The sequence below is a fragment of the Dactylosporangium sp. NPDC005555 genome (genome assembly GCF_040605635.1).
In the GTDB taxonomy this organism is placed as follows: Bacteria; Actinomycetota; Actinomycetes; order Mycobacteriales; family Micromonosporaceae; genus Dactylosporangium.
Genome location: NZ_JBEXDG010000186.1, coordinates 1 through 1179, shown reverse-complemented (window position 1 = coordinate 1179; position 1179 = coordinate 1). Strand labels below are relative to the sequence as shown.

At 67.5% G+C, this 1179-nt stretch carries 1 protein-coding gene and 1 pseudogene; both read right to left on the bottom strand.

What is annotated here, in order from left to right:
• Nucleotides 1-4: 4 nt before the first annotated feature.
• A complete protein-coding gene (locus ABZS58_RS51435; RefSeq protein WP_354792164.1) occupies nucleotides 5-634 on the bottom strand; it encodes an IS3 family transposase in 630 nt (209 codons plus the stop codon).
• 130 nt (nucleotides 635-764) lie between these two features.
• Nucleotides 765-1028 (bottom strand): annotated as a pseudogene (locus tag ABZS58_RS51430) (IS110 family transposase); the annotation flags it as partial.
• Nucleotides 1029-1179: the final 151 nt, after the last annotated feature.

Genomic DNA, 1179 nt, shown 5'->3' with positions numbered 1-1179 from the left:
AAGGCTATCGGCTGGAAGACACCTGCCGAAGCGATGAACGAACTGCTACTGTCCACTCAGGACACAGGTGTTGCGACGACTGGTTGAAACCGGTCTGACAGCCGCGGTCGGAGTGGAAGATCACCCCGGTGGGTGGGCGGCGGCTGGTGACGGCGTTGTTCAGGGCCTGGTCGATGAGGTCGGTGCGCAGATGGTCCGCGGTGGCCCAGCCCACGACACGACGGGAGGTCAGGTCGATGACGGTGGCCAGGTAGAGCCAGCCCTCCCAGGTGTTGATGTAGGTGATGTCGCCGCACCAGCGGGCGTTGACACCCCTCGCTGTGGTGGTGAAGTCCCGCCGGACCAGGTCGGCGGGTGGGATGGCTGCCGGGTCGGGCACGGTGGTGGTGCGCCACCGTTTCGGGGTTCTGCCACGCCGGCCGTCGGCGCGCATCAGCCGGGCGATGCGTTTGCGGGAGTGCCGGCGTCCCTGCGCGGTCAACTCGGCGTGGACCCGTGGCACGCCGTAGGTGCCGTCGGACTCGTCGTGGGCGGCAGCGATCGCCTGGGCCAGGTCCTGATCGTCCCGGACGCGCCTGGACGGGCTGGCGGTGCGGGCGGCGTAGTAGGCGGACCGGGAGACCTTCAGCAACACACGCTCGAGCGACGTTGTGCTGGCCAGACTTTTCCGCCTCGATGAACGGGTACACGTTCACCGGGTCTCCTTGCAGCCGGCCGCACAACTTCGTGCGTTCGACGACGAGGTCGTGCCGGTGACCAGACAGCAGCTTCACCTGGCGAGTCGGACCGTCGAGGCGGGCCACGGGCAGGTCGGGGTCGCGCAACGCAGCCAGGGCGACGGCTTCGGCATCGATCGGGTCGGACTTGCCACGCTGCCGTCCGGTGCGTCGCGCCGCCGCCATCAACCGGGTATGCACACGCACTACTGAATAGCCGACACGCAGCAGGTCACCTTCGAAGCGGCGGGTCAGGTGTCGGCAGTCCTCGACCGCGAACCGCACGCCGGGCCACTGCCCGGCCCATTGCACTGCGCTGAGATGGCCTTCGCTGGTTGCTGCCACGGTCTTCTCGCCCAGTTTGCGGCCTGAGGTTCCCCCTGAACAGTGGACAGGGCTTTAAGCAGCTCTCGCTGTTCCTGTCAGGGAATGCTCAAACCGGACGGGGCTATGCATCCCGATC